The 22135-nt window shown below is 58.0% G+C and carries 18 protein-coding genes; 14 read left to right on the top strand and 4 right to left on the bottom strand.

Features of this window, described 5'->3' with window-relative positions:
• Positions 1-151 precede the first annotated feature (151 nt).
• The 4 genes from GTO91_RS14000 to GTO91_RS13985 all read left to right on the top strand — a co-directional run bounded on the left by GTO91_RS14000 (position 152) and on the right by GTO91_RS13985 (position 2991).
• Positions 152-1345, top strand: coding sequence for a Shedu immune nuclease family protein (locus tag GTO91_RS14000; RefSeq protein ID WP_161259353.1), 1194 nt, complete (start codon positions 152-154; stop codon positions 1343-1345).
• 302 nt (positions 1346-1647) lie between these two features.
• Entirely contained in the window at positions 1648-2124 is a 477-nt protein-coding gene (locus tag GTO91_RS13995) for a nucleoside recognition domain-containing protein (protein WP_161259352.1), read from the top strand.
• Between the two features lie 69 nt (positions 2125-2193).
• Complete coding sequence (locus GTO91_RS13990; protein ID WP_161259351.1) at positions 2194-2673, top strand: nucleoside recognition domain-containing protein; 480 nt, start codon at positions 2194-2196, stop codon at positions 2671-2673.
• Positions 2674-2733: 60 nt separating this feature from the next.
• Complete coding sequence (locus tag GTO91_RS13985; protein ID WP_161259350.1) at positions 2734-2991, top strand: hypothetical protein; 258 nt, start codon at positions 2734-2736, stop codon at positions 2989-2991.
• A gap of 166 nt (positions 2992-3157) precedes the next feature.
• Here GTO91_RS13985 and GTO91_RS18470 read toward each other — a convergent pair whose 3' ends face one another.
• Positions 3158-3616, bottom strand: coding sequence for a YckD family protein (locus GTO91_RS18470; RefSeq protein WP_161259349.1), 459 nt, complete (start codon positions 3614-3616; stop codon positions 3158-3160).
• 314 nt (positions 3617-3930) lie between these two features.
• Here GTO91_RS18470 and GTO91_RS13975 point away from each other — a divergent pair, with 314 nt between their 5' ends.
• Positions 3931-4902, top strand: coding sequence for a TIGR01212 family radical SAM protein (locus GTO91_RS13975; protein ID WP_161259348.1), 972 nt, complete (start codon positions 3931-3933; stop codon positions 4900-4902).
• Positions 4903-4934: 32 nt separating this feature from the next.
• Here the strand turns inward: GTO91_RS13975 and GTO91_RS13970 are convergent, their stop codons facing one another.
• Positions 4935-5996, bottom strand: a complete 1062-nt coding sequence (locus tag GTO91_RS13970; protein WP_161259347.1) for a DNA-methyltransferase — start codon at positions 5994-5996, stop codon at positions 4935-4937.
• 271 nt (positions 5997-6267) lie between these two features.
• On the opposite strand from GTO91_RS13970, the gene GTO91_RS13965 reads away from it, so the two are divergent.
• Positions 6268-7650, top strand: coding sequence for an MFS transporter (locus GTO91_RS13965; protein WP_161259346.1), 1383 nt, complete (start codon positions 6268-6270; stop codon positions 7648-7650).
• A 127-nt stretch (positions 7651-7777) separates the two neighbouring features.
• On the opposite strand, the gene GTO91_RS13960 is transcribed toward GTO91_RS13965, so the two are convergent.
• On the bottom strand, positions 7778-8272 hold the full coding sequence (locus GTO91_RS13960; protein WP_161259345.1) for a hypothetical protein: 495 nt from the start codon (positions 8270-8272) through the stop codon (positions 7778-7780).
• A gap of 218 nt (positions 8273-8490) precedes the next feature.
• Here GTO91_RS13960 and GTO91_RS13955 point away from each other — a divergent pair, with 218 nt between their 5' ends.
• Together GTO91_RS13955 and GTO91_RS13950 are read left to right on the top strand one after the other, a co-directional pair.
• On the top strand, positions 8491-10608 hold the full coding sequence (locus GTO91_RS13955) for a beta-propeller domain-containing protein (RefSeq protein ID WP_161259344.1): 2118 nt from the start codon (positions 8491-8493) through the stop codon (positions 10606-10608).
• Positions 10609-10652: 44 nt separating this feature from the next.
• Positions 10653-11057, top strand: a complete 405-nt coding sequence (locus tag GTO91_RS13950; RefSeq protein ID WP_161259343.1) for a hypothetical protein — start codon at positions 10653-10655, stop codon at positions 11055-11057.
• A 189-nt stretch (positions 11058-11246) separates the two neighbouring features.
• Here the strand turns inward: GTO91_RS13950 and GTO91_RS13945 are convergent, their stop codons facing one another.
• Positions 11247-11423 (bottom strand): hypothetical protein, encoded by a 177-nt coding sequence (locus GTO91_RS13945; protein WP_012284012.1) that lies wholly within the window; start codon positions 11421-11423, stop codon positions 11247-11249.
• Positions 11424-11575: 152 nt separating this feature from the next.
• Between GTO91_RS13945 and pcrA the strand changes: the two genes are divergently transcribed.
• The 6 genes from pcrA to gatA all read left to right on the top strand — a co-directional run bounded on the left by pcrA (position 11576) and on the right by gatA (position 22091).
• On the top strand, positions 11576-13987 hold the full coding sequence (gene pcrA, locus GTO91_RS13940) for a DNA helicase PcrA (RefSeq protein WP_161259342.1): 2412 nt from the start codon (positions 11576-11578) through the stop codon (positions 13985-13987).
• 24 nt (positions 13988-14011) lie between these two features.
• Entirely contained in the window at positions 14012-16045 is a 2034-nt protein-coding gene (gene ligA, locus GTO91_RS13935) for an NAD-dependent DNA ligase LigA (protein WP_161259341.1), read from the top strand.
• Between the two features lie 15 nt (positions 16046-16060).
• The gene (gene ade / locus GTO91_RS13930) at positions 16061-17848 is read left to right on the top strand and encodes an adenine deaminase (protein WP_161259340.1); all 1788 of its coding nucleotides are present in this window, start codon (positions 16061-16063) and stop codon (positions 17846-17848) included.
• Positions 17849-17921: 73 nt separating this feature from the next.
• Complete coding sequence (locus GTO91_RS13925; protein WP_161259339.1) at positions 17922-20216, top strand: hypothetical protein; 2295 nt, start codon at positions 17922-17924, stop codon at positions 20214-20216.
• A gap of 25 nt (positions 20217-20241) precedes the next feature.
• Complete coding sequence (gatC, locus tag GTO91_RS13920) at positions 20242-20526, top strand: Asp-tRNA(Asn)/Glu-tRNA(Gln) amidotransferase subunit GatC (RefSeq protein ID WP_161259338.1); 285 nt, start codon at positions 20242-20244, stop codon at positions 20524-20526.
• Positions 20527-20627: 101 nt separating this feature from the next.
• Positions 20628-22091 carry an Asp-tRNA(Asn)/Glu-tRNA(Gln) amidotransferase subunit GatA gene (gene gatA / locus GTO91_RS13915; protein WP_161259337.1) on the top strand — a complete coding sequence of 488 codons (1464 nt, stop codon included), beginning with the start codon at positions 20628-20630 and terminating at the stop codon, positions 22089-22091.
• Positions 22092-22135: the final 44 nt, after the last annotated feature.

Raw genomic sequence — 22135 nt, 5'->3', positions numbered from 1 at the left:
ATCTACAATCTTATGCAATAAAATCTATTGGTCTCACACGAAGTTATTTAATAATAAACCGGCTATTAGAATTATTTAGTAGCCCAACAAGTCGTAGTCAGCTTTTAAAATAGTATGTATTATTATATCTAAAAAAGTCGGGAGGGAAACCATGCCTAAAGAAACTTTGCTAGAATCTCATGATAATAATATCAAACGGATCTACGTCTATGATGAATCTAACCCTCAAAATCGTACACTTGTTTACGAAATAGATATACAAAAAGAAATAATTAAGATGTATTCTACAGATTTATTCTCTATTAAAGATATTACTATCGAAGGATTCAATAAATTACCTGATTGTTTTGATGAAAAAGGGTATATAAAAGCAGGTGCTTCTTATTATATTAATAAACGTTTATCAACAAAAGATGTTGATAAGTTAGTTATTTCTAAATTCAAAAAAGATGATTTTCATGACAATACATTGGTCTTATCCTATTCTAGTTTAAGTAAATTGGTAGATAAGTTAAAGTATATATCCAGCGAGTCCAAAAGGGAACGTAGCTTATTTGTAGATGAGTTTTTTCATCTTATTTTTCCTGACTTATTTGAGGAAGTTACATATAGTTCTCGAAGTCGAAAGAAAAAAGTAATAGAGAATTTAGACGAAGAGATAATAAAGCACTTTGAACCTGACGACTTAATTAAATTAGAAGAATTTTACTCAAAGCTGCTTGAACTACGTTATCAAAACAAAAACACTAAACTTAAGTTGGTGCAACGTACTAAAATAAAAGTTGACAATATTACCCTTAAGTATGTAATCGAAGAGTTTGAAGATAAATTATCTAAAGGTGTATTAGAAAGCGAATGGGGAGATTTTTTACAAAAACATTTATATTTGCTGAACTCGAAATACACTAGATGTATACCGGAGCTTAATGTAGTCTTGGGCGGTGACCGTCGTGTTGATTTTGGTTTAATTGACCTGTATTCTTATCTAGACATTTTTGAGATAAAAAAACCAGAGACTAGAATCCTATCAGAAAAAACTGATAGGGGTAATTACTATTGGCATAACGAAACGGTAAAAGCATTAACACAAGCGGAGAAATACTTGTTTAATGCTGAAAGAAAAGGGGCCAATTTATCTGAAGACATAAAAAGAGAAAAGGGATTAGATGTATATATAGTTAAACCCAGAGCTATCGTCATGCTAGGTCATAGCAATCAACTGATTAACGACAATATGAAATTAGATTTTAGAATTCTAAGAAGTTCGCTTAAAAATGTCGAGATTCTTACATATGATGAATTGTTAGAGCAATTAAAAAATCAGTTATTAAAAGTGTATAACTAGTGGTAAACATTTAACGCGAGTTAGAGGTATCCTGGGTGACCGAACGATAAAAGAGGATGGGTGACGAAGCCGTCCTCTTCAATAAAATTCTTAGTTTACATAATATCGATAAGGTGACAGTTCCCTCGGAAAAAGAAGAGGCGCTATCCCTTGCTGGGTAAGGGATAGCGCCTCTTTCAAGATCGCTTAAGAGTTATCATAATGTTTATTAGTCGACATTAGCGAGCCGAATTAATCTGTGTCGTTTCAGGGGTTGCATCACTATGTCACGGGGTGTACATTTATCCGAGGGGGTGGACTGATTGAATCCGACAGAAATGAATGCTTCCCGTCCCACGGTAATCGATCAACCAAGTGTGTCCAAAGACACTTTTGTCCGTGGCTTCTCCAAAGGACTCAAAACCCTCTGGTTAATGTCCAAATTCATGTTTCCGCTCATCATCCTTGTCACCGTTCTCGGCAAAACGCCGTGGTTAGCAATGCTCGGGAACGCCTTTGCGCCCATCCTCGCATTAATTGGCCTGCCAGGAGAGGCATCGGTGGGCATCCTGCTCGGAATGGCGACAAACCTCTATGCGGCCATTGGTGCAGTTGCCCCGCTGAATATGACGGTCAAGCAGGCGACTATCTTTGGCTTTTTTCTCTTGATCTCCCACGGCTTGCTGATCGAGGGGGCCATTACCAAGAACTTCGGTGCGCCGGCCTGGAAACTGACGGGCTTGCGCTTATTGACGTCATTCCTGTTCGCTTTCCTGCTGAATGTGCTTTGGCCGAGCTAGAAGTGCGTCCGATTGTTTCCAGAGAAAACCAGCGACTAGCCCAGACGAAGCCAAACGGAGGTATGAATCATGGACATCAGCGCCACATTGCTTCAGGGGGCGCAGAACGCTTTTTATCAGGTCGGAAAAATGGCCTTGATCCTCATCCCGATCATTGTTTTTCTGGAGATCCTCCGCGATTTGCATATCGTCCAGCAGGGCTCCCGTCTCTTCGCGCCCCTGATGCGGATCTTTCGCCTGCCCGGCGAGGCTGCCGTTCCCATCGTCGTCGGCTTGGTCTTCGGCATCCTCTACGGGGCGGGCGTCCTCATCCAGGCCGGGAAGGACGGGTCGCTCAATGCCAAGGAGATGACGGTTATCGGCTTGTTTCTCTCCTTAAACCATGCCATTATCGAGGATCCGCTGCTCTTCACCATGATCGGCGCCGATTATCTGCTCTTGCAGGCGCTGCGCCTGGTCGCGTCGGTGGTGATCACGGCGCTCTTCGCCATGTGGCTCTTGCCGCCTCTTTCCGTTCCGGTGCGCGAAGTGGCTCAATCAAACTCGTAAAAACTGCCCATACTAGTTTCATCACAACACATCGTTGGGATGAGGCGAGGAGGGGAGTTTGTGGCCAGAGCCAGAGTCGTTACGATTGATCAGGCCGTCAAGGAATTGTCCGGCGTCATCAAGCAGTTGGAAGACGGCGCTTTTCGGGTTGGCGACGCGGAGATCGAGGTTCCCAAGCAGATCCTGTTGCAGACCAAGTTTGACCGCGGCGATCACCAGGGGATGAGCATCCGCCTGTCCTGGGACATCATCGAGGAAGAGGAAGTCATCGAGGAGGATCCCGAGGATACCGAATGGCACGGGGAAATCCGGCATTGACGAGCCTTCCCATGAAAAAAGGTCGTCTTTGCCTTGATATCGTTGTTTTGGAACGGTCTACGCATGGCCTGCCCTTGGAAGTAGACCCAAAATAGACCCATACAAAATAGACCCATAAGAAAATCCCTGACGCGGGAGCGCGTCAGGGATTTTACCGATGAACCGATTATTGACCGGATCCGAAACCTTGCCCACCACCGATGCCGAGACCTTGTCCCGCGCCTCGTGCGCCAGGACCCCGTCCAGTTCCTTTACCGAAGCCCTGACCGGCGGCGCCGTTTTTCCCGAATTGGCCTTGCCCGCCCGGCGTTGCCGAACCGTCAATCAAGCGGCAGTTTTGGCCGGGGACGCGGTCAGTGAAGCCTTGCTGCAGCCGCGTCAAGAAGCGCGAATCCATTTGGTCGGTGATGGTTTTGGCCTGTTCCGGCGTAATCTGGCCGTAGTCGGCGTACTTTTGCACCATCTGCTTGCGCAAGCCGTGCATCTGGGTGCGTAGCGCCGTCACTTCGTTCGTTTGCTCCGTCGTCAAGGCCGCCAAAGCGACACCGGCGGCGCTCATGATGAGCGTTCCCGCCAAGCCGGCGATGATCCATTTGTTCTTCAGGTTTGCCCACGTCTTTTCCATGACCAATCGACTCCTTTCGATCTTACCTTAGCTGCCTCGGCCCCCATACTTTCATATCACCGATTCCTCCGGTGCTGGAAAGCCGGCGCTTCCTTTCGGGTGGTTTCTCTTTACGGTTTCAGTATACCCCCCGGAGGTGTCGCTTTTGCGACAGCGCGGTGACATCGAGGTCACAAACTTGTGACAGTTTTGTTACCGAGGGCCTGTCATCAAGAGACCAATGCAGCCAAAAGCACGTTGCTAAAGGTCTGACACCCAAGAACTTATTGCCAAAGAACTGATAGCCAAAGGCCTGACGAAAGGCGGGATCCTCATTGACCGCGAACAATGAAAAAGCCCCCCAGTTCTGGGGGGACAAGCGCTATCACTCCTGGAACCACCATCTGCGCGCCCGATTCGGCGAGAAGGTGATGAAGGTGTCCCTCAACGCCGGCCTGACCTGCCCAAATCGCGATGGGACGGCTGGGACAGGGGGCTGTGTCTTTTGCTGCCCCCAGGGATCGGGCGCTTGCGCCGGCGATCCCTCAGAAGCGATCCGCGATCAGTTCCGGCAGGTCCGGGAGCGGCTGAAAAGCAAGTGGTCCCAGGGCAAGTACATCGCCTACTTCCAAGCCTTTTCCAATACATACGGCGATCCTCGGCTGCTTCGACGGCTCTATGAAGAGGCGCTGGCTCAGGAGGGCGTCGTGGGGCTCTCCCTGTCGACCCGGCCTGACTGCCTGCCTGACGACGTGCTCGACCTGCTGGCGGAACTGAACAGCCGCACCTACCTCTGGGTGGAGTTGGGGTTGCAGAGCATCCACGACGACACCTTGCGGCGGATCAACCGGGGCCATGACGCGGCAACCTTCTACGCGGCCCTGGAAAAATTGCGTGCTCGCGGCATCCGCGTCTGTGTCCACATCATCTACGGCCTCCCCGGCGAAGGGGAGCAGGCGATGCTGAAGACGGGAAGAGCGGTGGCCGCCATGGATGTGCAGGGCGTCAAGTTCCACTCCCTCCATGTGATGAAAGGCACCCGCCTCGCCGAATGGCACGCGGCGGGGCAGGCGCCTCTCTTGGAGCGGGATAGCTATATCCGTCTCGTCGTGGACACCTTGGAGATCCTGCCGCCGGAGATGGTCATCCAGCGGCTGACGGGGGACGCCCCCCAGGAGTTGCTCGTCGCCCCCCAGTGGATCACCCGCAAATGGGGAACCTTACAGGGGATTGACCAACTGCTGGAGGAGCGGAACAGTTGGCAAGGGAAAAACTATGACTGCGCTCTAACGAAGCAGTTGGACTGACGCAGGCTTCATCAAGTCCACTCATGCTCTGTTTACGCCGGACCGGAAACGGACACCCGGTCCAGCCGCTTCATCGCCAGCCGGACATAGTCCTCGTTCGTCTCAAAGCCGATGAAGCGCCGCCCGAGGCGGCGGGCGACGGCCGCCGTCGTGCCGGAGCCCATGAAGGGATCGAGCACCAGGGCGCCGGGGTTGCTGCTGGCCAGGATGCACCGTTCCACGAGCTTTTCCGGCTTCTGGGTCGGGTGGGGCGTGTTTTCCGGCATGGACCAGAAGGGGACCGTTAGATCAGTCCAGATGTTGGGCGGGCAGGTCATGCGGAAGCGTTCCCCCGCATCGGTCTCCATCCAGTCCTTCGGCTTGCCCTCCGCCGTCGTGTAGGGCGCGATGATCTCCTTGCGAAACTTCACATCTTCCAGGTTGAAGATGTACTGTTCGCCGTCGACGACGGCGAACCAGATGTCCTCCATGTTGTTCTTCCAGTTCTTCGCGGCGCCGCGGCCCTTTTCCCGCCGCCAGGTGATCCGGTTAAGCACCTCAAAGGAGTCAGAGAGCATTTCCTGGACGCGCCCCGAATACTCCCAGTCACAGCAGACATAGATGGCGCCATGGGGTTTGAGCAGCCGGGCGGCCTCGGCGAACCAGGCGCGGTTCCATTCCATGTATTCCTGTATTGTCTTCCAGGGGTTCGACCGCTTTCCCGACCCGAAATCTTTTTTCAGGCCAAAATAGGGCGGGTCGGCAAATATCAGGTCGACCGACTGCGCCGGCAGGCGCGACATGCCGGTCAGACCGTCGCCGCAGTAAATCCGGTCCGCTTGCCAGCGGCAGGCCGGTTGAGCGCCAGTCACTCCGTCACGGGTCAGTGCTTCATCAGTCAGCACGTCACTGGTTAGCACGTCACCAGTCAATTCGACACCGCTCGATTCATCGGCAATGTGTTCAACGGTTAGTTCATCCACTGAGGGGATCTCCCCGTAGCGCTGCCAGTCCTCGGGCTCCAGAAAAAGCGTGCGGTTTTTCGGCGCGTTTGAGTTGCGCATCAAGGGATGGGGCAGTTCCTTGGCGCTTTTTTTGCTGTGTTCCCGTGTCATGTTGGACCTCCAGGTGTTGTCCTTCCCAAGTCCTACAGCATTCAACAGGATTCTGTAGAGTTCTTCAAAGTTCCTTAGGGTTCTTTAAGATTCCTCGGGATTTCAGGATTTGTCTATTTCGGTAAACCTAGCGGCCTAATTCGACAATCGTCGATGCTTTTCCTTTCTCGCAGGATATTTCTGCTTTTTTGACGAAAAAGAATAACAAATGCCTCCGGCTTCAGCGACATCACGACCGAACAGCGACAGCCAACCGAAAGAAGGTTTCTCTTTGACCATCCAGCAGATTCGCATCCTCGTCACCTACCTGTCCGGCGTGTTTCTCGGCGCCCTCGACCAGGGCATCATCGGGCCGGCGCTGACGACGATTGTCCGTGATTTCAATATATCTCCCAAATGGTGCGTATGGGCGGTCACCGTCTACACGCTTGTCTACGCTGTGTCCATGCCGATCACAGCCAAGCTCGCTGACCGCTATGGCCGGCGGCGCATCTTTATGACCGGGATGGCCTTTTTTGCCGTCGGATCCCTTTTCTGCGCCATGTCGGGCAACCTCTATGAACTGCTCGTCGGCCGGGCAGTGCAGGCGCTGGGCGGCGGCGGCATTCTGCCGGTGGCCGTCGCCGAGATCGGTCTCGCCTTTCCCAAAGAGCAGCGGGGGAGGGCGCTCGGCCTCTACGGGGCCACCTGGGGTATCGCCTCCATCGCGGCGCCGATTTTGGGCGGCGTCGTCATCCAGTACCTGTCCTGGCCATGGCTGTTTCTGATCAACATCCCGGCGGCGGCGCTGATCATCCTGCTGGCCGTCGGTCTTTCCGAAGACGTGGAGCCCCAGGTAAAAGCCATGGACTGGCAGGGCGCGCTGCTCGTCGGAGCGGTCATCTTCTGTTTCATGCTGGGACTTACCCACATCCAGGGGCAAAAAGGTTGGTCCGGCGTCTGGATGCCCAACGTTTACCTGTTTTTGCTGGCCGGGCTGCTCCTGATCCCGCTGCTTTTCCGGGTGGAAAGGAAGGCCGAAGACCCTGTCGTCAACCCCGCCTACTTCCAAAACCCCCGGCTGGTGACCATTTTCCTGTTGGCGGCGCTCTCCGGCATGGTCATGCTGACCGTCCTCTTCGTGCCCGCCTATGTGGAGTATGTCCTTCACTTTCCTCCAGGGAAGGCCTCCTATATGGTTGTTCCGCTGGCGCTGGCCAGCGTCGTCACCTCTCCCCTCGGCGGCTTTATCGTCGATCGCTTCGGCGCCTCTCGCACCCTGTCCCTCGGTTTCGGCGCCACCGCCGCCGGCGCAATCGTACTAGCCGGCTTGGTGGAGCAAATCGGAGCGCCGGCAGACGTGACAACAAGCTACATCATGATTGTCACACTTGGATTCATCCTGCTCGGCGGCGGATTGGGCCTCATCGTCGGCTCGCCGTTGAATGTCCTGGTCATGGGCGAGGTGGACAAGCGGGAGGTGTCGAGCGGTCTGGCGGTGATGACTGTCATTCGCTCCCTCGGCAATACCTTGGGGCCCGTCGTAATGGGCGGTCTGCTGGCGACGGCGACAAGTCTTGGGCAGCCGAGGGATGGCTTCGTCGACATTTTTACGGCGCTTTTCGTCATCGCGTCGATCGGGTTGCTGTTAACGACGCGGCTGCGGGAGAAGTAAGGGGAAAGACCCGGAGCTGGTGAAAATGACAACAGCGGAATTGTGTAGACAGCGCATCATGCGCAGAAAAAAGCGGCCCCGTCAGGGACCGCTTTTGTTATGTCTGCACCGATGCTGCCTTTGCCGCCTACCGGACATCCGAGACCGAGCGCAACCGGTCATACTCACGCATCACTTCGTCGGCAAGCGCCAGATCCGTTTTGCGCAGGTTGAGGAGAAAGAGGACGGGGTCTCCCTGGTAGCCGAACAGGTCGCCATGGCTCGTCAGCGCGTACTCAAGACCGAGCCGGGCGAGGTTGAGTTCGCACTCTTCCTTGTGTCCGTTGCCACAGTGACGGCAACGGGCCAGGAAGAGGGCCAGCAGTTCAACCGCTTCATGGCGGCTGACCGAGCGCATCTCCCCTTGTGAGACCATTTTCACCCGGTTGCGGCGGCTTTCGAACTTCGCCTGCTCCGACATATTCCGAATCAATCCGACGACGCACTGCTGCGGGTCACAACGGTTGCAGGCTTCGAGAGACAGGCAGTGGGAAGAAAAGCGGGAAGAAAGACTGGGATGGACGGAACAGGGATGGATGGGGCAGGGCCGGTTCGTCGGGGTGGAGGTCGTTTCCAGTGCCATGTAACGATCACCTCCCGCACACGCTACGTTCAGGAATCCTTTTCATTACCATAGCATAAATGAGAGCATGTTACAATCTCTTAACATTACAATCATCTTTTGGAATTTATGATGGAAAAAAGAGGGATTATATCCGCCCGGAAAAAATATGATGGGTCAAGCAGATCATCAGTGGAACGAAAGAGGCGCCCTGAACGTCTCTAGGATGCAGACCAACAATGGGAAAGGTGGAGAATCCCTTGGCGGGTATTTTGAAAAAACAAAGGCGCTGGGTGAACCAGGCGCTGATCGCTGCCGTTTTTAGCAGTATCCTGATGTCGGGGTGCCAAGCCCTCGCAGCGGGCGGAGCGACGGTCCAAGAAGACCTTCCGGTCGTCGGCTCCTATGGGAATCTCAAGCAATGGATAGAAAAAGCTGCTTCAAACGCCGGCGGGTATGGGGGACACAAGGGCGGCGTGGCGATGGAAGCGGCGCAACCGGCGACCAAAGCGAATACAGGTTGGGCAGAACGCCGGACCGTTATGTCTGCGCCCACTTCCGCGCCGCCAGCGCCGGCCGCTGACATGCCTGCCGGCGCGGATTCGTCCGGCGCGAAGCGGGATCATTCCACGACGAACGTGCAGGTGGAGGGCGTCGACGAGGCCGACATCGTCAAGACCGACGGCGAGTACATCTACCAAGTGAACAACCGGCGCGTCATCATCGCCAAAGCCCACCCGGCCGGCGAATTGGCCATCACCTCAGTCATCAAGTTTGACAACGCCTTCTTCGCTCCCCGGGAGATCTATGTGGACGCCAAACACCTCATTGTCATCGGCAGCGGGCGTGATGAGGCCTTTCCCGTCCCCTATGAGGGAACCTCGACCGAGAAAAGGGCCATGATCGTGCCCCCGTACCGCCCCTACCAGGGCACGGTCAAGGCGATCATCTATGACATTGCCGATAAAGCCCATCCGCAAAAGCTGCGAGAGACCACCTTGGAAGGCAACTACGTGTCTTCCCGCAAGATCGGCTCATCCCTCTATCTTATCGCCAACCGTTATCTTGGTGTCAACCTTCCGGAAAAGGAGACCCCTGAAGTCCTTCCCTGGTACAAAGATACGGCGACAGGCGCTGATAAAGCGCGCATCGGCTATGACCAGATCCGCTGTTTTCCGGACTTTATGGAACCGAACTACCTGATCGTGGCCGCGGTGAACATAGAGAACCCCAAGGAATCGCCCCAACTGTCAACCTACTTAGGCTCTGGCGAGACCGTCTATGCCTCAACCAAAAATCTCTACGTGGCATTGCACACCTACCGCGGCCCTGTTTTCCGGATCATGGGGGGCGAGAGGGCGTGGCCGCAGACGGCGCCGGAAGAAAAGACCCGCGTCTTCAAGTTCGCCCTCGAAGGCGCCAAGACGCGCTATGTCGGCATGGGCGAGGCGCCCGGACGGGTGTTAAACCAGTTCTCCATGGACGAAAAGGACGGTTTCTTCCGCATCGCCACCACTGTCGGCAGCCCCTGGGCGCAGGGCGATGAAACATCGAAAAACAACCTCTACGTCCTCGATGAATCCCTAAAGCCGTCCGGCAAGCTCGAAGGCATCGCCCCGGGCGAACAGATCTATTCGGTCCGCTTCATGGGAGACCGGGCCTACATGGTCACCTTCCGGACCGTCGATCCCCTCTTCGTCATCGACCTGAAGGATCCGAAGTCGCCTCGCATCCTGGGCAAACTAAAGATCCCCGGCTACAGCAACTACATGCACCCCTATGACGACAACCATATCATCGGCTTCGGCAAGGACACGATTGAACAATCGATCACCGACAACGAGGGCCGCGTCATCGGCACAAACGCCTACTACCAGGGCATGAAGATGGCCATTTTCGACGTATCCGATGTGGAGCATCCCGTCGAAAAGCATGTGGCCTTCATCGGCGACCGGGGCACCGACTCGGAACTGCTCCACAACCACCGGGCGCTCCTCTTCAGCAAGGAGAAAAACCTGCTCGCCTTCCCGGTCCAACTGATGGAAGTGGATAAGCAAACCGGCGCCGCCTCCGGCGAAAAGCCGTCCCCTGTTCCCGCCTACGGCTCCTTCGCCTTCCAGGGCGCCTATGTCTACACCGTCGGTCTGGAAAAAGGCTTCGAACTGCGCGGGCGGATCACCCACTTGAGCGACGAGGATTACCAGAAGGCCGGCCAGTACTACTACGACAGTGAGAAATTCGTCAGCCGCATCCTCTACATTGGCGATTCCCTCTACACCCTGTCCAACCGCATGATCAAGGCCCACGGCATGGACGCCTTGGAGCAGCGGGGGAACCTGGCGATTCCCGGCGAATAAGGCTGGAAGCCTCCCCGGATACTAGGTCCGGGAGGTGTGTGCCTGTGAAAAGAGATTTGGATCAATTTGAACTACCCAAGGGCAAGCTCGACGCGCTGCCCAGTCAGGACAAGGGAGAGACGCCGGGCATCATATCGGCGGGCACAGTCGGTTTCAGCGGGGAAGGCAACTTCGGTTTCGGCATCCCTCATATGAAGGCGCGGGCCATTCCGGGACAGGATGCGGAAGGGCCGACGACCCGCAACGCCATGAATGACGCCGAGGCGCGGGCCGAAGCGGAACTGGGCGCCGACTTCATGCCCCGCGCCCGGAACAACCTGGAGACCATCCCGGCCCAGAAGTCGGATTTGGAGACCTTCGACGCCGTCGTCAGGGAGCATGAGGTGGAGGAGGGTTACCACAACAAGATCACCGTCGACGGGATGGGGGATAAGGACCGGTACAAGTAACGTCAGGAAAAGCAGCGCATAGAGTAGAAGCTAAAAGCGAAAGAGATCTTACGCCGACACAGGGGCTGACCAGGCAGGCAATGCGCTGGTCAGCCCCTGTTTTTCCTCATCCTCATCAAAAAAAGGGAGTCGCCGTCTCGCAAAAAGCGCCCAGCCACTCCCTTGAGTATGTTTTATTCAGCCTGTCTGTTACCCCCGTCCCCCCAGGATCTGCCGGCAGCGGCTGAGGCGGGAGCGGTAATACTTGATCACTTCCAGATTCGGATCCGATTTGCGGATCTCTTCGTCCAACAGGCGTTGATAGTTTTTCAGACTGTTCATGGCCTGTATCTTTTCAAACGCCGAATAGACCGGATTGTACCGCATGCCTTGTCTCTCCTCCTGTCACCTTCACTGCGCCTAGTTTTCCCTAGGGGTCCAGCATTTTAAACCGCCGCCGTCACTGCCTTTTCTCACAGTAGACCATTTTGTGGTACAATAAAGACCATGTTGGAGGGCATCCAGAAGGGGGAAAGCAATTGTCGACCGATTTTTTACACTCCCTGAATCCGGTTCAACGCGAGGCCGTCCTGCACCAGGAGGGGCCTCTTTTGATTCTTGCCGGGGCAGGTTCCGGGAAGACCCGAGTCTTGACTCACCGCATCGGCCAACTGATCGAACAATGCCGGGTGAGTCCCTTTCATATACTGGCCATCACCTTTACCAACAAGGCGGCCGCAGAGATGCGGGAACGGTTGGGCCGTCTCATCGGCTCGCGCGCCCATGATGTCTGGGTGTCCACCTTTCACTCCACCTGCATGCGCATCCTGCGCAAAGATGGGGAAAAGCTCGGCTATGATCGGAGCTTTGTCATCTACGACAGCAGCGACCAGCAACGCCTGCTCAAGGAGTGCCTGAGAGAGCTCAACATCGACGAAAAGCGGTTCAAACCGCAGGCCGTCAGCGCCGCCATCAGTTCGGCCAAGAACATGCTCATGGGTCCGGTCGCTTTTGAAAGGCAGGCCTATGATTATTTTGCGCAAATCTCTGCCAAAACGTACCATATTTACCAAAAGAAAATGCAGGCCAACAACGCCATGGATTTTGACGATCTGCTCGTCAACTGTGTCCGCCTCTTTCAGGAGTTTCCCCAAGTCCTCGACTACTACCAGGACCGCTTCCAGTACATCCATGTGGACGAGTACCAGGACACGAACCATGCCCAGTACGTGCTGGTGAAGCTGCTCGCCGAGAAGTACCGCAACCTCTGCGTCGTCGGCGATGATGACCAGAGCATATACGGCTGGCGGGGCGCCGATATCCAGAACATCCTCGATTTCGAACGCGATTACCCTGAGGCCGTCGTGCTCAAGTTGGAGCAAAACTATCGCTCGACCGAAAAGATCCTCGAAGCGGCCAACGCCGTCGTCGGCAACAACCGGGGGCGCAAGGCGAAAAAGCTCTGGACCGAGAATACCTCCGGCGAGCCCATCGTCTCCTATCAGGGTGAAACGGAGCACGATGAAGCGCGCTACATCGTCCAGACGATCAATCGCCTGTCCGAGGCGGAAGGCCGGCCCTACCGGGACTTTGCCATCTTGTACCGGACCAATGCCCAGTCGCGGGTGCTGGAAGAACACTTCTTGTACGCCGGCATACCCTATCGCGTCTTTGGCGGCGTTCGATTCTACGAACGGACAGAGATCAAGGATATCGTGGCCTACCTGCGCTTCATCTCCAACCCCGCCGATGCTGTCAGCTTCCGGCGCGTCGTCAACGTGCCCAAGCGGGGCATCGGCGATGCGACGGTGCAAAAGCTCCTCGATCATGCCGAACAGGCAGGGTGGACCGCCGGGGAGGCCCTGGCGCGCGCCGGGGAAGTGCCCGGCCTGTCCCGGGCCGCTAAGGCGCTGGCCGCCTTCGGTCAGTTGATCGAGGAACTGCGCCGGGAGGCGCCGTCGCTGCTCGTCACCCAGATCGTTGAAGCCATCCTGGATCGCACAGGCTATGTGCGTGAGTTGGAGGCCGAAAAGACGGAAGAGGCGAAGGGCCGCATCGAGAACATCAAGGAATTCCTCTCCGTCACCCAGGAGTTTGACCGGACGGCCGATGAAAAGACGCTCGAAGAGTTCCTGGCCGGCGTCTCCCTCGTGTCGGATACGGACAATTATAATGAAGACGAGGACGCCGTCGTCCTGATGACGATGCACTCCGCCAAGGGCCTGGAGTTTCCTGTTGTCTTCGTGGCCGGCATGGAGGAGGGGGTTTTTCCCCACAGCCGCGTCCAGTTCGAGGAGGCCCAGGTGGAGGAGGAGCGCCGCCTCTGCTATGTGGCGATTACGCGGGCGCGGGAGCGCCTCTACCTGGCTCGCGCATGGAGGCGAACCCTTTTCGGCAATACTGTTTCTAACGGTCCCTCCCGGTTTTTGGAAGAAATCCCAGAGTCCCTGCTCGTCGAGGAGGATGATCGGGCGAAGCGGGAGTCGCTGTTTTCCGGCGCCGGAGGGGGTTCTTCCTATGGAAGAGAATCTTTCGGCAGAGAACCTTTTTCCGGAAGCAGTCACCGCATGAGCTACTTTGAGCCGGCTTCAGCGAAGAGCGGTTCTGCCGCTACGACTGCTGCAGGCGCCACCGCCGGCGCAAACTCAAACAAGGCGATGACAGGCGCTTCCGGCCTCGGCAACGCCTCCGGCCTGGGTGGTGCGACCAGCAAGGGCAGCGCGACCGGACTCGGCAGCGCCGGTGGGAGTAACGGCGCCGGCGCGGGCAGCGCCCCAGGTTCGGGCGGCGCCGACTATACCGTCGGCGACAAGGTCCAGCACGGCAAGTTCGGCCTCGGGATCGTCGTCAAGACCTCCGGCAGCGGAGAAAACCAGGAGCTTTCCGTCGCCTTCCCCCAGCAGGGGATCAAGAAGCTGCTTGTCAAATATGCCGGATTAAAGCGGGTGTAAGGAAAAAGCTGTGGAGGTGTTCCCATGGTTGCCAGAGAGGGCGGCCCCGCCCCGGCTGATGCGGCCCAGCGTATCACCGAACTGCGGGAGCAGATCCGCCATCATGATTATCGTTATCACGTCCTCGACGCGCCCGAGATCAGCGACGCCGATTATGACCGGCTGATGCGGGAACTGCTGGGCTTGGAACAAAAACATCCCGAACTGGTGACGCCTGACTCGCCGAGCCAGCGCGTCGGCGGACAGCCGCTGGCGGCCTTCCGCGCTGTCAGCCACCGCGTCCCGCTCCTGTCACTGGCCAACGCCGTCGACGACCAGGACCTGCGCGAGTTCGACCGCCGCGCCCGCGAGCGGGCCGATCGCCCCCTTACATACGTGGTAGAGCCCAAGATTGATGGCCTCACCGTTGTTCTTTCTTACGAAGAGGGCCGATTTGTCCGGGCCGCTACCCGGGGGGACGGCGTGACCGGGGAAGACATCACCGAGAACATCAAGACCGTCCGCGCCGTGCCGCTCCGGCTGAAGAGCGACCTCAAGTCGCTGGAGGTTCGCGGCGAGGCTTACCTGCCGAAAGAGGCTTTTGCCCGATTGAACGAGGAGCGGGAAGAGGCGGGCGAACCGGCCTTCGCCAACCCGCGCAACGCCGCCGCCGGCTCCTTGCGCCAACTGGATCCGAAGGTGACGGCTTCGCGACCGCTGCGGGCCTACTTCTACAACATCCTGCACCTCGAAGGCGTGGAAGGCGACAACGTGAGTGAACAGGTGGAAGCACTGCAGAAGTTGGAAGACTGGGGCCTGCCCGTCAACCCGGAGCGGCGCTACTGCCGGACTATCAGTGAGGTCATCGACTACTGCCGGCACTGGACGGAGCATCGCCACGACCTGCCGTATGAGATCGACGGCATGGTCGTCAAGGTGAACGAACTGGACCAGTATCCCCTCCTGGGAGAGACGGCCAAGAGCCCCCGCTACGCCATCGCCTTCAAGTTTCCGCCAGAGCAGGCGATCACCCGGGTGCGGGAGATCAGCGTCAAGGTGGGCCGCACCGGCGTAATCACCCCGACGGCGGAACTAGATCCGGTGCGCGTCGCCGGCACGACCGTCAGCCGAGCCACCTTGCATAATGAAGACATCATCCGCGAACGCGACATCCATATTGGCGATTACGTGGTCATTCAGAAAGCCGGCGATATCATCCCCGAGGTGCTTTCCGTCCTCAAAGAAAAGCGGACCGGCGAGGAACGGCCCTTCGTCATGCCCCAAACCTGTCCCGAATGCGATAGCCCCGTCAGCCGATTGGAAGGGGAAGTGGCCATCCGCTGCACCTCTGCGGCCTGCCCGGCCCAGGCCAAGGAGGGCCTGATCCACTTTGCCTCCCGCGACGCCATGAACATCGAGGGCCTTGGCCCTGCCGTCGTCAACCTCCTCTGGGAGGCCGGCCTCGTTCACGACCCGGCTGACCTCTACGAACTGACGGCGGAGCAAGTGGCCCCGTTGGAACGGATGGGGAAAAAGTCGGCGGCCAACCTGATCGCCGCCATCGAAAACAGCAAGTCCCGGGGCCTCGCCGCCCTGATCTTCGCCCTCGGCATCCGACTGGTGGGGCAGACGGCGGCCAAGACCCTGGCCCGCCACTTCGGCTCCATGGAGCGGTTGATGAACGCCACGACGGAGGAACTGCAAGCGGTGAGCGAGATCGGCCCCAAGATGGCCGAGTCGCTTCAGCGCTGGTTCGCCGTCCCAGCCAACCGGCAGGTGATCGACCGTTTGGCCGAGAAGGGCCTGCCCATGGAGACAGAGAAAGCAGGCGACGCCGGCGTTCCCCAGACATTCGCCGGCAAGACCGTTGTCCTGACAGGGACACTGCCGACCCTCGACCGCCGCGAAGCCCAGCGACTGCTGGAGGAGCGCGGGGCCAAGGTGGCCTCTTCGGTGAGCAAAAAAACGAGCATGGTCATTGCCGGTGAGGCTGCTGGGTCCAAGCTCGAAAAGGCGAAGGAACTGGACATCCCGATCCTCTCGGAAGCGGAATTTTTGCAGATGATCGACCCGGGTTAGCAGGGAGGAACTGGCGTGACGGCGAATAAAAAACAGAATGGGGACATTCTGCTTAGAGGCGGCAAGGTGGTCAACGTCTTTACCTTGGAGGTCGAAGAGGCGGATGTCGCCATCGCCGGCGGGATGATCACCGGCGTCTATCGCCGGGGAGAAACCCCTGCGGTGGACGCCGCCACAACGGATTCCACTGCAGCGCTGAACTACGGTGAGATTATCGACTTGCAGGGGGCCTTTGTCACGCCCGGCTTGATCGATGCTCACATCCATATCGAGAGCACCCTGCTGACGCCGCCCGCCTTTGCCGACGCCGTCATCCCCCACGGGACGACCGCCGTCATCGCCGACCCGCATGAAATCGCCAACGTCCTGGGTTTCGACGGCGTCAAGGCCTTTGCCCGGATGGCCGCCGGATTGCCCATGGATGTCTATATGATGATCCCTTCCTGTGTGCCGGCCACGCCGCTGGAGACGAGCGGCGCTGTCCTGGACGCCGAAGCCGTGTCCCGGTTGTTCGACGTGGCGCCCGGCGCCATCGGACTCGCCGAGGTGATGAACGTCCCCGGTGTCCTGGCCGGCGACGCCGACCTGCTGCAAAAGATCGCCGCCGCTCGTTTGCGGGGGTTGCCCGTAGACGGGCATGCGCCTGGCTTGTCTGAGGATGCCTTGCAGGCCTACATTGCCGCCGGCATCTCTTCCGACCATGAGAGCGTGACATCAGAAGAGGCTTGGGACAAGCTGCGCCGGGGGATGCGACTGCTGATTCGCGAAGGATCGGCGGCCCAAAACCTGGCCGGTCTCATATCCTGTATTGTGCCGTCTGTTTCGGAAAACATTTCCTTTTGCAGCGATGATCGGCACCCCGAGGATCTGCTGCATGACGGACATATGAACGCTATCCTGCGCAAGGCCGTCTCCCTCGGTGTGGCTCCTGCGCTGGCGGTGAAGTTGGCGACACTGACGACGGCCCGCCATTACCGTTTGTCAGGTTTGGGCGCCGTCGCCCCGGGATACCGGGCCGATCTTGCTGTTTTTTCAGACCTCGCCGAGTTCCGGGCGCAGGCTGTTTTTAAGGCTGGCCGGCTGGTCGCTTCTGATGGAGAGATTCGCGATAGATTGGACCGAGCTAGTATTTGTGCGCAAACCGGCGCAGATAGCGCTGAAGCTACGGTAGAAGTCGATAAGTATCCCCCGAGGTTTGGCGAGGGCTCCGTCCATCTCCCCGACATCACGGGCCGTCTCGCGCCCGCCTATGAACCCAATGCGAAAGTGCGCGTCATCGTCATCCAGCCGGGCCAGATCGTCACTGGTCAGGAGATCGTCTCCGCCGCTGACATCGGCCCCGAGAAAGATATTCTCCCCCTGGCCGTCATCGAGCGTCACGGCAAGCGAGGTTCCATCGGCTGCGGTTTTGTCCGCGGCTTCGGCCTGAAAAAGGGCGCCGTCGCTTCGACCGTCGGCCATGATTCCCACAACCTGATTGTCGTCGGCGTCAATGAGGCGGAGATGGAGTTCGCCTGCCGGACGATCGCCCAGATGGGCGGCGGCATGGTCGCCGTCGCCGGTGGCGAGGTGAAAGCGGCGCTGCCGCTCCCGGTGGCCGGGCTCATGTCCGATGAAGATGCGGCTACGATCGCCCGTCGCCTCAGGGCCTTGCACCGGGCCGTTTCCGATCTCGGCTGTCCGCTGGCGGCGCCGATGATGACCTTGTCCTTTCTGGCCTTGCCGGTCATTCCCGAATTGAAGTTGACCGATCTGGGCCTTGTCGATGTCAATCGTTTTTCCTTGGTTCCGGTTCTCTGTTGACGGACCGCTTGAACACGCACCGTTGGATATCCACGTTAGGAAAGGCAGGCCGTCGAGCGTGAAGGTTGTTCCAATGTTCCGATTTACAGCCAAAGCGGCGCCATTCCGGCTCCAGGGCGTCATCTCCATGATGATGGTCTGGGAGACCCGGCGGATCGGCGCGCAGGGGATCTATGTCCATTTTGTAGTGGCCAATCCCGTCGAATCCCAGATCGACTGGTTTGACCAAGTGCCCTTTGGCCAAGGGGACAGCCTTTTTACCGGTTTGCCCGACCTCACGGTCGATCTCACCATTGAAGAAGCCTTGAACCTCTTTGATCAGATCCTGCGTGATCTCGACCAGGCTGACGTGGAGATCCCCACAGAGATCACGGCGCTGCGCAAAACCTTGCAAACCCAGGATCCCCTGACATCCGACCAATGGCACGCCTTGATGACGCGGCTCTTCGACCGTCCCCTCAAACCGCGGGAAGTGGTGCATGCCTATTTCCAGGCCAGGGCCGTCGATGACTGGGGCCTCGTCTACTTTCTTCTGCCTGGCCGGGTCCGGCAGCGGGACGCGAACTGGGAGGAATTTTCCCAGCGCATGCTGAAAAAACATGAGGGGGAGAGCGTCCTCCGCGGCGTTGTCGTCGAGGAATCGCCCAGCGTCAAGGGGGTTCATCTGATCGCCGAGTCGCTCATCGGCCGGGACCAGTTTCTTCTCACCTTCCGCGCCCACTTTTACCTCATCCAGGAGGAAGGCCGCTGGGTCATCTCAAGCATCCGCCGCGAGCCTTCCCTGAAGGTGCCCTTTGGCCAGGATCCCTTTTTTCAGGGGTTCTGGTACTGGCGCGTCTTCCCGACGCGCAACACCGACCTGATCCTGGATAACCTCCGCAGTGAAGACGGTTGCCATGTGGAAGACGGCGAGCGGGGGACGGCTGTCGTCTACATGAGCCACATGAACGACTCCATTGAGATGGGCGTCGATGTGGCCCGTGACGCCCGCGGCCAGGTCTGGGTCGGCCGCCGCGAGATCGCCGTCGGCACCGTCTCTGAGGAGCGGCTCAACACGCTGATCCGCGACCTGCGCCGCAGCCGTCTCATCGGCCATAACCCTGGGTGGGGACCTTACCGGCTGCCGGAGATCGCCAACTACGCCTTCCGGGAAGGCAGTTACACCAACTTCGAGGAACTGCTCGACGCCTGGGAAGTAAAACTTGACGACCCGCTGATCGGCCCGGAAGGCTGGGGGCGGGACACCGATAATGACCCTGTAGCCCGGGCCGTCGCCGAAACGGCGCAGATCGGCTCCCTGTTGACACAGTTCGTCCACTGGCGCTTCGCCGAACAGTGGAAGCGGGAGTGGAGCCAGTTTGCCCGCCATACGGACGAACCGGAGACATCCTTTGCCGACCACCCGCTCGGCGCCCTCTTTTGGGAATGGTTCGTCTTTGATCGCCGCCTCCGCGGCGGCAGCACGACCTTGGACGCCTTTGAACAGGAGGTGGCCAGCCACCTGCCGCCGGCCCTGCGGGATGCCTTGAAAAACTGGATGCAGAACCGGCCGGGCTTTTATGTGATCCTCTCCCTCGAAGAGAAGGGCTACTGGGTCCGCGACGTCTTCGGCGAGGAAAAATTCTTTATCCGCGATCCCGAGTACAACCCGAAGAAGCCGCCCTATGAAGCGGGCTTCCTGCTCTTCTGCCGGCTCATGCCCTGGGAAGAGGATTTCCGCTACGGAGGCATCGCCTTTTTCTTTCCCCCCTGGTACCGCTCGCCTGTCGTCAGCTACATCCGCGAACTGAACCTGAACACCGGCGGCGAGATGCCCTTTGACTGGCTCAGCCTGTGGCGGCGAAAATCGAGGCAGATCCTCTACTTCGTCATGGAACTGCGACGCAAGCAGATCCAACCGAAGTTAATCACCGCCGAGGGACACCGCGCCAGTTCCTGCCGGTCCATCTACCGGATCACCGACCAGGCCGCCATGCAGGAAGCCATCGAGAAGTTGCCTGATCTGTCGCCGCCCGAACGGGACTGGCAAAAGGGACAGGGCGACATCTTCCGCTACAAGTGGTTGGAAGCGGGGTTGACGGCCCAATTGATGAACGCCCTGCGCGCCGTTGATGTTGAGCAGACTGTCGACGGCATCCCCTTGACCGATATCCACTGCCTGAACCCAGGCGGGGAAATGGTGCGGCAGGTAGGGAATCTCACCTTGTACCGGCAGTATGCCGTCATCGATACCATTTCAAAGGAACGGCTCGATATCCTGAAGCGGGTGCTGATCAAGTTCTGTGGATTTTACCTCACCCATGAGGAAGATGTCTTCGAGGAGCCCGAGACCCTGGGCTCGAACCTCGTCAAGAATAAGATGAAGTGATTTTTGGATAAGGAAGGTGAAATCGATGGCCCTAACCAAAGCGGAAGTGGAACACGTAGCCATGCTGGCCCGCCTGGAACTGTCCGAGGCGGACGTGGAACGATACACGACCCAACTCAACGCCATCCTCGATTACGCCCAGCGCCTGCAAGCGCTGGACACCAAAGACGTCCCACCGACGGCCCATGTCTTCCCGCTGCACAACGTCATGCGCGACGACCGCATCGACCCCTCCATGGACCGGGAGAAGATCGTCGCCAACGCCCCTGAAGAGGAAGATGGCTTTTTCCGCGTTCCCCGGATCGTGTAAGACAATCGCCTGCCCTGTCCCGATCCATCCTGACGCATCATGACGTGGTATCATTTCTAAGAAACCAACCGGTCGCCGGAACCGACGAATGGAGGATCCCCGTGAAGCTGTATACAAAGACGGCCCATGAACTTCACGACCTGCTCGTCCGCAAGGAAGTCAGCGCCATCGAACTGGTCAAGACCCAGGCCGAACGGATGCAGGCGCTGGAATCGAAGATCCGGGCTTTCGTCACCCCGACGGTGGACAAGGCCCTCGAACAAGCCGCCCGCGTCGACGCCAAGATCGCCGCCGGTGAAGCCATCGGCCCCCTCGAAGGCATCCCCATGGCCATCAAGGACAACATGTGCACCGACGGCGTGCGCACCACCTGCTCCTCGAAAATCCTTAACAAATTTGTGCCGCCCTATGACGCCACTGTCGTCACCAAACTGAAGGAAGCCGGCGCCGTCATGATGGGTAAGACCAACCTCGACGAGTTCGCCATGGGTTCTTCGACGGAGAACTCAGGCTTTTTCGCCACCCGCAACCCCTGGGACACCGAGCGGGTGCCGGGCGGTTCCTCGGGCGGTTCCGCCGCTTCCGTTGCCGCCGGACAAGCCGTCTTTTCTCTCGGCTCCGACACGGGCGGTTCCATCCGCCAGCCGGCCGCCTTCTGCGGCGTCGTCGGTTTGAAGCCCACCTATGGCGCCGTGTCCCGCTTCGGCCTCATCGCCTTCGCTTCTTCCCTCGATCAGATCGGCCCCTTCACCCGCGATGTGCGCGACTGCGCCCACGTCATGAACGCCATCGCCGGGCATGACGCCAAGGATTCCACCTCGGCCCCTGTCGATTACCCCGACTACACGTCGCTGCTCGGCAAGTCGATCAAGGGCTGGCGCGTCGGTCTGCCGAAGGAGTACTTCGGCGACGGCATGGACCCCGAGGTGAAAGAGGTCATCGAAAAGGCCGTTAAGACCATCGAGAGCCTCGGCGCCGAAGTAGCCGAATGCTCGCTTCCCCATACGGAGTACGCCCTGCCTGTCTACTACCTGATCGCCCCGGCCGAGGCGTCTTCCAACCTGGCCCGCTATGACGGCGTCCGTTACGGCTACCGTTCCGAGTCAGCCGACGACCTGATCACCATGTTCAAAAAGACCCGCGCCGAAGGCTTCGGCGACGAGGTGAAGCGGCGGATCATGCTGGGCACCTACGCCCTCAGTTCCGGCTACTATGACGCCTACTACCTGAAGGCGCTCAAGGTGCGCACCCTGATCAAGAACGACTTTGACCAGGCTTTTGAGAAGTTCGACTGCATCCTGTCGCCGACGACGCCTTCCGTGGCCTTCAAGTTCGGTGACCGCACCGACAACCCCCTCCAGATGTACCTCTCCGACGTCTTCACCCTGTCGGTCAACCTGGCGGGCATCCCCGGCCTCTCGATCAACGCCGGCTTTGCCCAGGGCATGCCGGTGGGCCTCCAGATCATCGGCAAACCCTTTGATGAGGCGCGCCTGCTTCAGATCGCCCACGCCTATGAAGAGGCGACCGGTTGCCACAGCAAGATGCCGGATTTGGGGGTGTGACCGATGAGCCAATCTACGAACGTCATGAATGAAGCGAATGAAAT

It is taken from the genome of Heliomicrobium undosum (assembly GCF_009877425.1).
In the GTDB taxonomy this organism is placed as follows: domain Bacteria; phylum Bacillota; class Desulfitobacteriia; order Heliobacteriales; family Heliobacteriaceae; genus Heliomicrobium; species Heliomicrobium undosum.
Note: the sequence above shows the minus strand (reverse complement) of the source record. Positions and strands in the feature narration are given on the sequence as shown.